Origin of the sequence: Mesorhizobium sp. L48C026A00 (assembly GCF_000502375.1) — a bacterium.
Lineage (GTDB): Bacteria > Pseudomonadota > Alphaproteobacteria > Rhizobiales > Rhizobiaceae > Mesorhizobium > Mesorhizobium muleiense.
Genome location: NZ_AYWU01000007.1, coordinates 258531 through 270989 on the forward strand (window position 1 = coordinate 258531; position 12459 = coordinate 270989).

Annotated in this window: 11 protein-coding genes; 3 read left to right on the forward strand and 8 right to left on the reverse strand. The window is 62.6% G+C overall.

Features of this window, described 5'->3' with window-relative positions; translation table 11 throughout:
• Window positions 1-70 precede the first annotated feature (70 nt).
• From X738_RS57785 to X738_RS57795, 3 genes are read right to left on the reverse strand one after another with little or no spacing between them, the layout of a single operon-like run.
• On the reverse strand, window positions 71-787 hold the full coding sequence (locus X738_RS57785; protein ID WP_023799215.1) for a Bax inhibitor-1/YccA family protein: 717 nt from the start codon (window positions 785-787) through the stop codon (window positions 71-73).
• Window positions 788-808: 21 nt separating this feature from the next.
• Entirely contained in the window at window positions 809-1582 is a 774-nt protein-coding gene (locus X738_RS57790) for an anti-sigma factor family protein (RefSeq protein WP_023799216.1), read from the reverse strand.
• 8 nt (window positions 1583-1590) lie between these two features.
• Complete coding sequence (locus X738_RS57795) at window positions 1591-2109, reverse strand: sigma-70 family RNA polymerase sigma factor (protein ID WP_023799217.1); 519 nt, start codon at window positions 2107-2109, stop codon at window positions 1591-1593.
• 375 nt (window positions 2110-2484) lie between these two features.
• Between X738_RS57795 and X738_RS57800 the strand changes: the two genes are divergently transcribed.
• From X738_RS57800 to mazG, 3 genes are all read left to right on the forward strand, one after another.
• Window positions 2485-3636 (forward strand): OpgC family protein, encoded by a 1152-nt coding sequence (locus X738_RS57800; protein ID WP_051407826.1) that lies wholly within the window; start codon window positions 2485-2487, stop codon window positions 3634-3636.
• A 182-nt stretch (window positions 3637-3818) separates the two neighbouring features.
• Window positions 3819-5003 (forward strand): amino acid aminotransferase, encoded by a 1185-nt coding sequence (locus X738_RS57805; RefSeq protein WP_023799219.1) that lies wholly within the window; start codon window positions 3819-3821, stop codon window positions 5001-5003.
• Between the two features lie 87 nt (window positions 5004-5090).
• Window positions 5091-5915 (forward strand): nucleoside triphosphate pyrophosphohydrolase, encoded by an 825-nt coding sequence (gene mazG, locus X738_RS0141610; protein WP_031254926.1) that lies wholly within the window; start codon window positions 5091-5093, stop codon window positions 5913-5915.
• Between the two features lie 6 nt (window positions 5916-5921).
• Here the strand turns inward: mazG and hflX are convergent, their stop codons facing one another.
• The 5 genes from hflX to X738_RS57830 all read right to left on the reverse strand — a co-directional run bounded on the left by hflX (window position 5922) and on the right by X738_RS57830 (window position 12435).
• Window positions 5922-7313, reverse strand: a complete 1392-nt coding sequence (gene hflX / locus X738_RS57810) for a GTPase HflX (RefSeq protein WP_023799220.1) — start codon at window positions 7311-7313, stop codon at window positions 5922-5924.
• Window positions 7314-7559 (reverse strand): RNA chaperone Hfq, encoded by a 246-nt coding sequence (gene hfq, locus X738_RS57815; RefSeq protein WP_006202172.1) that lies wholly within the window; start codon window positions 7557-7559, stop codon window positions 7314-7316.
• Window positions 7560-7704: 145 nt separating this feature from the next.
• Window positions 7705-8565: a D-amino-acid transaminase gene (locus X738_RS57820; protein WP_023799221.1), complete on the reverse strand. Its 861-nt coding sequence runs from the start codon at window positions 8563-8565 to the stop codon at window positions 7705-7707.
• A gap of 188 nt (window positions 8566-8753) precedes the next feature.
• The gene (ntrX, locus tag X738_RS57825; RefSeq protein ID WP_023799222.1) at window positions 8754-10115 is read right to left on the reverse strand and encodes a nitrogen assimilation response regulator NtrX; all 1362 of its coding nucleotides are present in this window, start codon (window positions 10113-10115) and stop codon (window positions 8754-8756) included.
• On the reverse strand, window positions 10105-12435 hold the full coding sequence (locus X738_RS57830) for a sensor histidine kinase NtrY-like (protein ID WP_373420413.1): 2331 nt from the start codon (window positions 12433-12435) through the stop codon (window positions 10105-10107). The genes ntrX and X738_RS57830 overlap by 11 nt, the downstream gene beginning before the upstream one ends.
• Window positions 12436-12459: the final 24 nt, after the last annotated feature.

Here is a 12459-nt window from a genome sequence, read left to right on the forward strand (position 1 = left end):
GCCTCAAGTCTCTGTTCACGCATGTCGCTGCTCCAAAACCGCTGCCGCGACATGCATGGATTTGACGCGGCTATTCGCGCTCGCCGGTGAAGTTCAACAGCAGCTGGAAGATGTTGATAAAATTCAGATAGAGCGAGAATGCACCGAAGACGGCGAGCTTCTGCTGCGATTCCGCACCGAAGTTTTCAGCAAACTGCTCCTTGATCGTCTGGGTATCCCAGGCGGTGAGGCCGATGAACACGGCGATGCCGATCACCGAGATGGCGAACTGGAGCGCGGTCGAGCCGAGGAAGATGTTGACGATGCTGGCGATCACCACGCCGATCAGACCCATGATCAGGAAGGACGAGAACTGGGTCAGGTCGCGTTTGGTCGTGTAGCCGTAAAGGCTGGTCGCGCCGAACATGGTGGCGGCGATGAAGAAGGTGCGCGCGATGCTGGTCCCGGTGAACACCAGGAACACGGAGGCCAGCGACAGGCCCATGACCGCACAGAATGCCCAGAACATCGCCTGAGCGCCGGCTGCGGACATCGTCTGTATCCGGAACGAGAACAACAGCACGAAGGCGAGCGGCGCCAGCATCACCACCCACTTCAACGGAGTGGAAAAGATCGGCACGTAGAGGGCTGGCGTCGAAGCCACGACGAAGGCGATCACGCCGGTAACGACGAGGCCAATTCCCATGTAGTTGTAGACGCGCAGCATGTGCTGGCGCAGGCCCTCGTCATAGACGGCGCCGGTTTGGGCTCCGACGCCGGTGCGGTAACCTAGATTGGGGGTGTTCATGCGGCTTCTCCTTTGTGAAGGTCAGTAAAGCGTGTTGGCGAGCGTTTCTGCGGTGCGATCGAGATCGCGGACACCGCTTCTGGCGACGACTGCGTAAGCAACTTCGCCGATCTGGAAATAGGCCGAGGAAATTTCGCCCGACGGGGCGACGGTCGGCTGGACGACGTCGAACGTTCCGGGCCTGATCGCGAACAGCGAGACCAGTCCCAGGTCTGTTGTTTCGACAGCCATCTCGACGCTCGGGCCGAACTGCGATGGATAGATCTGGACGTCACGGACTTTCCAGTCCTTCGGCAGCGACGGCATAACGATCGCCGTGGCGGCGCGGATTTCGTCCGCATCGTAATCCGGCGCTTCGGGCTGGGATGACATCGCCTCGCGTATGATCGTCGTCCTGTGTGCCCGGATCGCCTCTTCCAGATAGACGGGCGGCTGGGTCGAGGCGACGACTTTCGTCACCGATATCGGCCCGACGATCCCGTTGGCCAACCAGCCCGCAGCCAGCAGGACTGCGACCGCCGCAGCCCGCTGCAACGTGCGCAAGGCGCGCCCTCGAGCCAGTCCCCGTTCCAGCCGCCGTGCCGCATCAGCCGTCGCCGGCCGCGCCATGCCCTTGCATCCGGCAAGCGCCAGGCGCAGTTCGTCGCGCGTCCTGAGGTCGGACATCACGCGGGCGGCAGCCTCCGGACGGGCGGACAGAAACGCCTCGACCTCAATGCGGCGGGCAACGTCCAGCTGGTCGTCGACATAGGCGTCGAGGTCGGCATCGGTCACCGGGTCGCGCAGTTCGCTCATCATGGACATCACGGGCCTCCCACGATCTTGAGGTGGCTTTTCGCATGTGCCGGCAATTTGTCCTCCATCTCGCGGAGCGCTGCGCGCGCCCTGCCGATGCGCGACATCAGCGTTCCCAGCGGCACGCCGCTGGCCTCGGCCGCCTGGCTGTAGGTAAGTCCCTCGATGGCGACGAGATGCAGCGCCGAACGCTGCTCATCCGGCAATTTGAAAAAAGCTTCGCGCACCTGTGCCAGGCGGACGGAATGCTCCTGGGGTGCCTGCATGCTGGCGTCGGCAAGATACCCGGCCTGCTCGACGCGCGCCGCTTCGGATTTGCGGGACCGCAGGCCGTCAATGAAAGCATTGTGGACGATCGACAGCAGCCATGCGCGCAGGTTTCCGCCGGATCGAAAGGTGCCGCGCCGCTCATAGGCACGCACCAGCGCGTCATGCACCAGATCCTCTGCTTCTGCGCCGTCGCGCGTCAGCGAACGCGCGTAGCGCCGCAGAGAACCAAGCTGTCCTACGATATCGAAGCGTGGCATCGACCCTCTCACGTCCTGTTTACGGAGCATGGCAGGCTTTTAATCCCGCTCTTTGAGTTTTTTGAGTTTTTTGCGATCCGGGATGTCAGGCACAGCCGGTACAACGCCACCAGTGCGCGTACGGCTTCCTTGTCCGGGAACGAGCGGCCCTCCCCGCAGCCGCCTCAATTCGCCGCGCGGTTTTAGCGCCACCGGGGATTTCGATGTTTATCCCTGAATTAATTTGTGACGCGAAAAATCGCGAAAGTGTCATCTTTTTCGGGGCACTTGCGAGTTATAGGCAGGAAACATTCACCGCCGAATCTTCCTTCGCCGACGGCCCTTTGGGCCCGCTTTTGTTCAACGAATTATCGACCCGACATGACAAGCCCCGACATGACAGGCAATGTGCCAGCCCAGCGGGATACCCGCATCGATGTCTTCCGCGCGCTGGCGCTGCTGACGATCTTCGTCAACCACGTGCCGGGGACGATCTTCGAGTATGTCACGCACAAGAATTTCGGCTTTTCCGATTCGGCCGAAGCCTTCGTGCTGATTTCGGGGATTGCCGTTGGGCTCGCCTACGGACTGAAGTTCCAGCCGGGGAATCGGTTGCTCATCACCCTGAAGGCCTGGCGGCGTGCCGGTGTCCTCTATGTCACCCACGTCATGACCACTGTCGCGACGCTGGCGATCTTCTCGGCGGCTGCATTGCATTTCTCGCGGCCCGATCTTTTGAAGCTGATCAACATCCAGATGATCATCGAGGACACGCCGGAAGCGCTGCTCGGCATCGCGGCGCTCGGGCATCAGATCGGCTATAACAACATTCTTTCCATGTATGCCGTCGTACTTCTGATGATGCCTCTTTTCCTGTGGATCGGCACTTTCAGCCTGCGCCTGATGCTCGCTGCGTCCGCTTTCCTCTGGCTCATCGCCGGCATTTTCCAGATCGCGCCTTCGAATTTTCCTGGCGACGGCTTCTGGTTCCTGAACCCGCTCTCCTGGCAGTTTCTTTTCGTCATCGGCATCGCCGGCATGCTGCATATCAAGCGCGGCGGCGAAATCCGCTTCAATTGGATGATGGCGAGTGCGGCCGTCCTGTATCTGGTCGGCGCGCTGATTTGGGTGCGGCTGCCGCTTTGGGGCATCGAGACGGCCTCCGGCCTGCCTACCGTGCTGACTGGCTTCGACAAGACGTTCCTGTCGCTGTCGCGCCTCATGCACATTCTGGCGATCGCCTATCTGATCGTGGCAATCCCGGCGCTTTCCAACCTGGCGAAGACGAGGCCCGGACACCCGCTCGCGGTTCTCGGCAAGCATTCGCTGCCGGTCTTCATCGCCGGAACGATCCTCGCCATGATCGCGCAGGTCATGAAGGTCGTCAGCCCGGGCGGCCTGCTCTACGACGCGATCCTGATCTCGACAGGCATCGCGCTGCAGTTCGGGTTCGCCTACTACCTCGAATGGTTGCCGCGGATCGGTTGGGGCGGCAAGAAGCGGCAATCTGGAGCCGCTTTGCCGTCTGCTGCTCTCAAACCGGCATGATAGAACGGCGCGACGCGCCGTGCGATCCAGACCTTTCGCCGGTGCGAGCCTCGCCTCCAGGCCACGCTTTGGATTCCTGTGTCCAGTCTCCCGGTTGGCGGTTTTCAGCCTGGCGCAACTGAAAACCGCTGGCGCAGCACAGCCGATTTGCGTATCACTCCGCCGCCAACGGAGCCGCGCCGATGTTCGAAAACCTCCAGCCTGCCCCAGCCGACAAGATCCTCGCCTTGATCGGCCTCTATCGTGCCGATCCCCGCCCCGGCAAGGTCGACCTCGGCGTTGGCGTCTACAAGGATCGCGATAGCAAGACGCCGGTGATGCGCGCCATGCGCGAAGCCGAAAGACGATTGCTGCAGAGCCAGGACACCAAGACCTATCTCGGGCTTGCGGGCGATACCGGCTTCAACACGGCGATGGCGAGGCTGGTTTTTGGCCCTGCGGCCGAGCTAACGCGCATCCGTGCGGCGCAGGCGCCCGGCGGCTCGGGCGCGCTGCGGCTGGTGGCCGAGTTGCTCAAGAGGACGCGATCCGACGCGACGATCTGGCTGTCGGACCCGACCTGGCCGAACCACATGCCGGTGATGCGCGCCGCCGGCCTGCAGATACGCGAATATCCCTATTTCGACGCAGCCTCAGGTGCTGTTCGCTCCGCCGACATGATGAGCGCGCTGGCGACCGCCAGGAACGGCGACGTGGTGCTGCTGCATGGTTGCTGCCACAATCCGACAGGCGCCAATCTGGACATCGCGCAGTGGGCTGAAATAGCAGAGCTCGTCGTCGAGCGCGGCCTGCTGCCCTTTGTCGACATTGCCTATCAGGGGTTTGGCGAGGGCCTTGACGCTGACGCCGCCGGCTTGCGCCTGCTGGCAGCAAAAGTCCCGGAAATGGTCGTTGCCTCGAGCTGCTCGAAGAACTTTGCCGTGTATCGTGACCGCGTCGGCGCGGCGATGATCCTGGCAAAAGACAGCGCGCAGGCGGATGTCGCAATGAGCCAGATGCTGTCGGCGGCGCGCGCCATGTACTCGATGCCGCCGGACCACGGCGCGGCCGCGGTGCGCATCGTGCTTGAAGACGCCACGCTGCGCGCCGACTGGGAAGCGGAGCTCGAGGAGATGCGCCTGCGCATGCTGCGGCTTCGGGTGCAGTTCGCCGAAGCGCTGCGGCGGCAGTCCAATTCCGATCGCTTCGATTTCGTCGCCAGCCATCGCGGCATGTTTTCCCGGCTTGGCCTGTCCGAAGCGCAGGTCGAGCGGCTGCGCGCCGAGCACGGCGTCTATATGGTCGGCGACAGCCGCATCAATGTCGCCGGCCTGCCGGAGGACGGCATGGACGCGCTCGCCAAGGCGATCGTCTCTGTGCTCGACTGAGGTTTTGAGCAGCAGCGCTGTGGACAATCGCCCCTCGCCTGCCGACGGCGTTGGCTACACCGTTGGACGCAGGCTAGCATGCGACCGATGAAACCCTCGAAAGACATTTCCCGGCTGATCGAGATCATGGCGGCGCTGCGGGCGCCGGAAACCGGCTGCCCGTGGGACGTCGAGCAGGATTTCTCGAGCATCGCGCCCTACACGATCGAGGAAGCCTACGAGGTGGCGGACGCCATCGCGCGTGGCGACCTGGACGATCTGCGCGACGAGCTCGGCGACCTTCTGCTGCAGGTCGTCTACCATGCGCAGATGGCCGAGGAGGCCGGTGAATTCGCCTTTGGCGACGTGGTCCAGGCCATCACCACAAAAATGATCCGCCGCCATCCGCATGTCTTCGGCGACGATGAGGCGCGCAGCGCCGGCATGGCCAAGGGCATGTGGGAGAAGATCAAGGCCGAGGAAAAAGCCGAAAAGCGAAATGCCCGCCTCGCCCGCGGGCACGATCCGGAGGATCATGGCAAGGGTTTTCTGGACAGCGTACCGGTCGCCCTGCCGGCTTTGACGCGGGCGCTCAAGCTGCAGGAAAAAGCGGCCCGCGTCGGCTTCGACTGGAGCGAGGCCACGCCGATCCTCGACAAGATCGAGGAAGAGATCGGCGAGTTGCGCCAGGCCCTTGCCAAGGGCGATACGGCTTCGATCAAGGAAGAGTTCGGCGACATGCTATTTGCCGTCGTCAATCTCGGGCGTCATCTCAAGGTTGATTCCGAAGCGGCGCTCAGCGGCACCAACGAGAAATTCCGCTCGCGGTTCCACTATGTCGAGCACGCGCTGGAAAGGTCCGGAAACACCCTGGAAAAGGCGACGCTCGACGAGATGGAGGCGCTTTGGCAGCAAGCTAAAAGCGCGAAGTAACAGAAATTACCCGTTGTTTTTACGGTGCAATCTGGTTTCTATATCTTCGTGTGCGCTTCGTGTCGCTTTGAGCGACACGGTTATACCGCCATCTTCATTGTCGGTGCGCGAGACCACGTCGCCATTGCGGTAGAGCCAGTCGACGAACCCAAGCTGGTCAGGCTTGAGCGTGACGGTCTGCGTTTCCAGTTCGCCTGAAACTCGTGTCTCGATGATCGCCTTCAGCACATCGATGCCCTCGCCGGTGGCGGCCGATATGGCAATCGGCGGTGCCTTGCTGCCGTCGATCCCGTCGGCGAGCAACCGCTCCCGGTTGCCCTCATCGAGCCGGTCGATCTTGTTCCACACTTCGATGACGCGCCTGCCGTCGCCGGCATCGACGCCGAGATCGGCGAGGATGCGCTCGACATCCTCGGCCTGGGCGGCCGTGTCGGGATCCGAAATATCGCGCAAATGGATGACGAGATCGGCCTCGACCACCTCTTCGAGCGTTGCCCGGAAGGCGGCGATCAGATGCGTCGGCAGGTCCGAAATGAAACCGACGGTGTCCGAAAGGATGACCGGCGTGCCGTGCGGCAGCCGCACCCGACGCAGTGTCGGGTCGAGCGTGGCGAACAGCATGTCCTCGGCCAGCACCCCAGCTCCGGTCAGCCTGTTGAACAGCGTCGACTTGCCGGCGTTGGTATAGCCGACAATGGCCACGACCGGGAACGGCACCTTCTTGCGCTTGGCGCGGTGCAGGTCACGGGTGCGTCGCACTGTTTCCAGCTCGTGCTTGAGCTTGTTGATCTTGTCCTGTAGGACACGGCGGTCCGACTCGATCTGCGTTTCGCCAGGGCCGCCGAGGAAACCGGCACCGCCGCGTTGGCGCTCGAGGTGAGTCCAGCTTCGCACCAGCCGGCCCTTCTGATAGTTCAGGTGCGCCAGATCGACCTGCAGCGTGCCTTCCTTGGTCCGCGCACGCTCGCCGAAAATTTCCAGGATCAGGCCGGTGCGATCCAGCACCTTGGCGTTCAATTCCTTCTCCAGGTTGCGCTGCTGCACCGGCGTCAGCGGATGGTCGACAATGACCAGTTCGGCACGGCCCTCTTTGACGATCTCGGCGAACTCCGCGACCTTGCCGCTGCCGAGCAGGGTTGCAGGCCGGGGATCGTTGACGGTCACAACAGCGGTATGGATCGGGTCGAGGTTTATGGCTTGGGCAAGGCCGACCGCCTCGTCGTGGCGGGCCTCGGCAGAACGCGTCAGGCGCGGGCGATTGGTGTCTTCGTCGCCGCGCGGCTGGCGGGTAAGCACCGGCACGATGACCACGGCGCGGGTCGGGCCTTCGGCCTCCGCCCCCGGCTGATATGCTGGTTTTTCGCGAACGCTGCGATCCGCGTCTTTCTTACGTGCCAATCAGGCGCCCTGGCTTTCCTCGCCATCGAACATCTGAACCGGCTGGCTCGGCATGATCGTGGAAATGGCGTGCTTGTAGACGAGCTGGGAGTGGCCGTCTCGACGCAGCAGAACACAGAAATTGTCGAAGGAAGTGACCACACCGGTCAGCTTCACGCCGTTGATGAGGAAGATGGTGAGTGGGTTTTTGCTTTTGCGAACTGAATTCAGGAACAGGTCCTGAAGATTTTGCGATCGTTCCGCCATTGTTCTTGTCTTTCGCCGATCCCCTTCGGTTTGCAGGCCAATGCGCCAAATTAACTGGCACATGTCAAGCGCGCAAACACCGTCTTGCCGTCAATAACGACAAGCAGAACGAGATATATTGATGTTCATTCCACCTGTGCGGTTATCAGGCTGGACTTTTTTCCGCAACGTCAAAAAAGGCGTGCCGCAAGGAAAGTGTTATCGAGCCCGGATGGCCGTTGGCGACCGGAGCACCGTCGATCGCCACGATCGGCATGGCGATTGTGGTCGCGGAGCTGATGAAAACCTCGCGCGCGGCCTTGGCTTCGGCGACCGAAAAGCCCCGCTCCTCGATCGTCAGGCCGAGCTTGGCGGCCACTTCGAACAGCGTGGTGCGGGTGATGCCGCGCAGGATGCCGTGCTCGGCCGGACGCGTCACCAGCACGCCGTCCCTGGTGACGATCCAGGCGTTCGACGACCCACCTTCCTTGACGGTGCCGTCGGCATCGATGAACCAGGCTTCCTGGGCGCCGGCTTCCTTGGCCTTCTGCTTGGCGAGCACGTTTGGCAGCAGGCCGACCGACTTGATGTCGACCCGGTCCCAACGGTTCTCCGGCACGGTGATGACCTTGATTCCGCTTTCGGCCCTCCTGGTGGCAGCAGCGGGGTCGGCTTTCCTGGCGGTAACCACCAGCGACGGCTTCGTGCCCGCCGGGAAAACAAAATCACGGCTGGCGACGCCGCGCGTCACCTGAAGATAGACCAGGCCATCGGCGACATGGTTGCGGCGGACCACCTCGCGCAGGATAATCGGCAACACGCCCGGCGTGACCGGCCAGTCGATCGACAATTCGGTCAGCGAGCGGTTCAGCCGTCCGAGATGGCGAGGCATATCGACGATGAAGCCGCGCGCCACCTCGCAGACCTCGTAGACACCGTCGGCGAACTGATAGCCACGGTCCTCGATATGCACGAAAGCGTCGGCGTGAGCGACATAGCGCCCGTTCACATAGGCAATGCGCGGCATGGGTCACCCCTGAAGAAGTCAGCGCATGGCCCCCGAAAATCGGAATCCATTTTTCGGGGAAGACCATGCGCAAAAAACAAAATGCTACAGCGTCCGTTGCGCGTCCCGAAAGACGTGCGGCAGCGTTTCTTATGCGATTCCGCCGCCGCCGTAACCGATAATTGCGTAGGCCACGACCGGATTGGCTGTCAGACGCCCAGCGACTTCAGCTTCCGGTGAAGCGCCGAGCGCTCCATGCCGATGAACTCGGCCGTCTTCGAGATGTTGCCGCCAAAACGGTTGATCTGGGCGATCAGATAGTCCTTCTCGAACTGTTCGCGCGCTTCACGCAACGGCAGTGCCATGATGTGCTGATCGGATTGGTTTGGCGTGCGCGGCATGACATCGCCGATCTCGGCAGGCAAGAGATCGGCGGTGATCGGTGCGTCGATATCGTCGCCGCGCGCCAGGATCATCAGCCGCTCGACGTTGTTGCGCAACTGGCGAACGTTACCTGGCCAGTTGTGCGCCTGCAGCACCGCCAGCGCGTCGTCGCCGATGCGCCGCGGCCGGATGCCGGCCTGGCGGGCGATCTGCTTCATGAAATTGTCGACAAGATAGGGGATGTCCTCACGCCGCTCGGCCAATCCCGGCACCATGACCGGAACCACCGCCAGGCGGTGATAGAGATCCTCGCGGAAACGACCGCCGGCGATCATCGCCTCCAGGTTCTGCGACGTCGACGAAATGATGCGGACATCGACCTTGACCCGTTTGGTGCCCCCTACCCGCTCGAACTGCTGCTCGACCAGCACGCGCAAGATCTTGTTTTGCGTTTCGCGCGGCATGTCGGCCACTTCGTCGATGTAGAGAATGCCGCGATGGGCTTCCTCAAGCGCGCCGACCTTGCGTTCGACACCGTTTGATTCGGTGCCGAACAGCTCGACCTCCATGCGTTCGGGCGTGATGTTGGCGGCGCTCAGCGTGACAAACGGGGCGCCCTTGCGCGCCGACAGCGTGTGGATGGCGCGCGCCGCGAGTTCCTTGCCCGAGCCGGAGGGGCCGATGATCATGACGCGGCTGTTGGTCGGCGCGACGCGCTCGATGGTCTGGCGCAACTGACTCATCGCCGACGACATGCCGATCAGGTCGAAGGTCTCGCCGCTGCGCAGCTTGAGATCCGAAACCTCGCGTCTCAGCTTCGAGGTTTCAATCGCACGTTCGGCGATGAGGATCAGCCTGTCGGCCTTGAACGGTTTTTCGATGAAGTCATAGGCGCCGCGGCGGATTGCCGAGACCGCGGTCTCGATGTTGCCGTGGCCCGAGATCATCACCACCGGCAGGCTCGGATGCATCGTCTTGATCTCGTCCAGCAGCGCCAGCCCGTCCAGGCGCGAGCCTTGCAGCCAGATGTCGAGGAAAATCAGCCTCGGCGCCCGGTCGGCGATCGCCGCCAAGGCGCTGTCGGCATCGAATGCCGTGCGGGTTTCGTGACCTTCGTCGCTCAGGATACCGGCGACAAGCTCGCGGATGTCTTCCTCGTCATCGACGATGAGAATGTCAGACGCCATTACCGACCTTTTCAGTTTCTCTTTCGGGTTCCGTCCTGCCTTCGCCGCGCGACGGCACGGTGGCGGCGAGCGGCAGGATGATGCTGATCATCGCGCCTCGCCCGTCGTGGAAATCCGCCGGCGCGTCATTCAATTCGAGCCGGCCGCCATGGTCCTCCACTATCTTCTTGACGATAGCGAGGCCGAGCCCGGTGCCCTTCTCGCGTGTCGTCATGTAAGGCTCGAGCAATCGCTGGCGGTTCTCGCGCGGCAAGCCCTTGCCGTTGTCGATGACATCGATGCGAATCGTACCATCCTGGCGCCCGGCTTGAATCCGGATTATGCCGTGCGAGCGGTCCTTTTGATCAAGTCCGTCAATCGCCTCGGCTGCGTTCTTGATGACGTTGCCAAAGGCCTGCGCCATCAGGCGGCTGTCGAACGTGCCTTTGAGCGGTTCGTTGCCGAATACGCGCTCGAAGGTGATATCGGAGCGGCTCACCTCGACGAGGAACGAGGCTTCGCGCAACGATTCGCGCAAATCGAGGGCCTTCATTTCGGGCTTGGGCATGCGTGCGAAAGCGGAGAACTCGTCGACCATGCGGCCGATGTCCTCCACTTGCCTGATGATCGTATCGGTGCACTGATCGAAAACCTCGCGGTCTTCGGTGATGACCTTGCTGTAGCGGCGCTTGATGCGCTCGGCCGAAAGCTGGATCGGCGTCAGCGGGTTCTTGATCTCGTGGGCGATGCGCCGCGCCACATCCGCCCAGGCCGAGGAACGCTGCGCCTGGACCAGATCGGTGATGTCGTCCACCGTCACGACATAGGATTTCTCCTCCGAACCGTCGTCGCCGGCCTCGACCGTGATCTGCAAGTTGAAGGTGCGCTCCGCACCGGCGCGATAGAAGGTCACCTGTTCGCGATGGACAGGCTTGCCCGACTTGCGGCCGATCTCGAAGACGCGGCCGACATGCGGCAGCACGGCGGAGAGGTTTTGCCCGAGTGCGGCGGTGGCGGATATGGCCAGCATCGTTTCGGCCGAGCGGTTGACGATGGTGACGATGCCATACGGATCGACGCCGATAACGCCGGCGGTGACACCGGCAAGCACGGCTTCCGAAAAACGCCGCCGCTCGTCGATCAAATCCTTGGCGGACAGAATCTCGTTACGCTGCGATTTCAGTTCCAGCAGCATCTTGTTGAAGGTGTCGCCGAGCGAGGCGACGTCGCCGTCGGAGGGCCGAACCGGCACGGCAACGTCGAGATTGCCGGTCGCGACCTCGTCGGCCGCGCCGATGAGCTGGCGGATCGGCCGCACCAGGCGGTCGGCCACGGCGATGCCGGTCCAGATGGCGGACAGGATGATGATCAGCGTCAGCGACAAATAGGGAAGTGCAAAGGCCACCTGCGAGGTGCGGCGACTGTCTTCGAGGCCGCGATATTCGTCGCTGTTGGACCTGACAATCTGCCGCGCCTTGATCACCTCGGGATCGACGAGCCGGATGGTGTAGAGATAGAGCCCTTCGATCTCGCGCAGTTTGACGATGGCGCCCATGATGTTGCGCGTCTTCGGCTCGATCAGCACCGGCCTGCCGTCAGCGGCACCGCTCATGGCGCCTTCCGGCGGCTCCGGCATGGCAAAATCGGCGTCGGTCTTGGCGCTCATGACGAACGAACCGTCGGACCTGATCAGTGCGGCATGGGCCAGCGAGCGTCCAACGGCTTCCTTGTTCATCAGATCGAGGAAGCCGGTTCGATCGAGGCCGTAGAGCGTGCGGGAGGCGTCGAGATCGTAAGCCATCGACAGGGTCGTTCCCTGGAGGTTGCGCGCGTTCTCCTGCACATAGGCATCGGCTATCGACAGCGACGAATTGACGATCGTCTTGGTGCGGATTTCGAACCAGCGATCAAGACCGATATCGAGCGTGATCGAGGCGATGATCGCCACCATGATGGCGGGAATCGCGGCGACCAGCGCGAACATCGCGACGATCCGCACATGCAGCCGCGACGCCGCCTTGCCGCGCCGGCGCGCCATCACGATACGATGTACTTCGCGGCCAACCAGCGCGATCAGGAACAGGATGAACGCCGCATTGACGGCGATTAGCGCCAGCGTTGTGCTCTCGTCCGGCGTGATCGGCGTGGCACCGACGAGGATGGCGAAGGAGATCGCCGCCGTAACCAGCGCACCGGCAATTGCCACCACGCCCGGCAGCGCAAGCAGCCGGCGCCCGTCACTTGTGCGGGGTTCGCTGAAAAGCGTTTCGCTCAGTCTCGTTGCCCGTGGAGCCATGTCGCCGTCTAGAGCCAGTGATTGCGTCGGATGTATGCAACGCATTGTGGCGATTATGCAACAAGTGTG

Excerpts from the sequence above, each read along its gene's own strand:
- X738_RS57800 (WP_051407826.1), top strand. The coding sequence starts at position 2,485 with ATGACAGGCAATGTGCCAGCCCAGCGGGATACCCGCATCGATGTCTTC.
- X738_RS57785 (WP_023799215.1), bottom strand. The coding sequence starts at position 787 with ATGAACACCCCCAATCTAGGTTACCGCACCGGCGTCGGAGCCCAAACC.
- X738_RS57795 (WP_023799217.1), bottom strand. The coding sequence starts at position 2,109 with ATGCCACGCTTCGATATCGTAGGACAGCTTGGTTCTCTGCGGCGCTAC.
- hfq (WP_006202172.1), bottom strand. The coding sequence starts at position 7,559 with ATGGCGGAACGATCGCAAAATCTTCAGGACCTGTTCCTGAATTCAGTT.
- X738_RS57830 (WP_373420413.1), bottom strand. The coding sequence starts at position 12,435 with ATGCGTTGCATACATCCGACGCAATCACTGGCTCTAGACGGCGACATG.
- X738_RS57790 (WP_023799216.1), bottom strand. The coding sequence starts at position 1,582 with ATGAGCGAACTGCGCGACCCGGTGACCGATGCCGACCTCGACGCCTAT.
- mazG (WP_031254926.1), top strand. The coding sequence starts at position 5,091 with ATGAAACCCTCGAAAGACATTTCCCGGCTGATCGAGATCATGGCGGCG.
- X738_RS57820 (WP_023799221.1), bottom strand. The coding sequence starts at position 8,565 with ATGCCGCGCATTGCCTATGTGAACGGGCGCTATGTCGCTCACGCCGAC.
- X738_RS57805 (WP_023799219.1), top strand. The coding sequence starts at position 3,819 with ATGTTCGAAAACCTCCAGCCTGCCCCAGCCGACAAGATCCTCGCCTTG.
- ntrX (WP_023799222.1), bottom strand. The coding sequence starts at position 10,115 with ATGGCGTCTGACATTCTCATCGTCGATGACGAGGAAGACATCCGCGAG.